This window comes from Neisseria polysaccharea (genome assembly GCF_963392925.1).
GTDB classification, from domain to species: domain Bacteria; phylum Pseudomonadota; class Gammaproteobacteria; order Burkholderiales; family Neisseriaceae; genus Neisseria; species Neisseria polysaccharea.
Map to the genome: position 1 here is coordinate 1 of NZ_CAUJNZ010000037.1, position 989 is coordinate 989.

At 49.4% G+C, this 989-nt stretch carries 3 protein-coding genes; all 3 read left to right on the top strand.

Annotated elements, in window-relative coordinates:
- Positions 1–421: EF-Tu C-terminal domain-related protein (locus RDY34_RS10530; RefSeq protein WP_308184570.1), on the top strand; the 421-nt coding region annotated here is incomplete at its 5' end.
- Positions 422–438: 17 nt separating this feature from the next.
- On the top strand, positions 439–750 hold the full coding sequence (rpsJ, locus tag RDY34_RS10535; RefSeq protein ID WP_002215394.1) for a 30S ribosomal protein S10: 312 nt from the start codon (positions 439–441) through the stop codon (positions 748–750).
- 47 nt (positions 751–797) lie between these two features.
- Positions 798–989 (top strand): hypothetical protein (locus tag RDY34_RS10540; protein ID WP_308184589.1); only part of this gene is annotated, 192 nt, incomplete at its 3' end.

Below are 989 nucleotides of genomic sequence, written 5' to 3' on the forward strand. Positions count from 1 at the left end.
CTGTACCGGCGTTGAAATGTTCCGCAAACTGCTGGACGAAGGTCAGGCAGGCGACAACGTAGGCGTATTGTTGCGCGGTACTAAGCGTGAAGACGTAGAGCGCGGTCAGGTATTGGCCAAACCCGGCACCATCACTCCGCACACCAAGTTCAAAGCAGAAGTGTACGTACTGAGCAAAGAAGAGGGCGGCCGCCATACCCCGTTCTTCGCCAACTACCGCCCCCAATTCTACTTCCGTACCACCGACGTAACCGGTGCGGTTACTTTGGAAGAAGGTGTGGAAATGGTAATGCCGGGTGAAAACGTAACCATTACCGTGGAACTGATTGCGCCTATCGCTATGGAAGAAGGCCTGCGCTTTGCGATTCGCGAAGGCGGCCGTACCGTGGGTGCCGGCGTGGTTTCTTCTGTTATCGCTTAATTGAAGGATATTGATAAATGGCAAACCAAAAAATCCGTATCCGCCTGAAAGCTTATGATTACGCCCTGATTGACCGTTCTGCACAAGAAATCGTTGAAACTGCAAAACGTACCGGTGCCGTTGTAAAAGGTCCGATTCCGTTGCCGACCAAAATCGAGCGTTTCAACATTTTGCGTTCTCCGCACGTGAACAAAACTTCCCGTGAACAATTGGAAATCCGCACCCACTTGCGCCTGATGGACATCGTGGATTGGACCGACAAAACTACCGATGCGCTGATGAAGCTGGATTTGCCGGCCGGTGTTGATGTAGAAATCAAAGTCCAATAATTCGGACTGTCGAAAATCCCCAAGCAATCAATGCTTGGGGATTTTTTATGTTATGCCGTCTGAAAATATGCGGCGGCAAACAGATTCAAGATAAAACAACAAAATCAAAAAACAGTGCGGCCGGTGAAATCGGCTTATTTTGTGCCTCAAGAATCTTCAGACGGCATTTTTTAGTGAACAAAACAGGATATTTTTTTATCCATAGCCTTCCGAAGGCTTGCCCCCCCCCCCCCCAAGAA

What these genes read in the sequence shown, in the direction of transcription:
- rpsJ (WP_002215394.1), top strand. Translation starts at nt 439, where the DNA reads ATGGCAAACCAAAAAATCCGTATCCGCCTGAAAGCTTATGATTACGCC.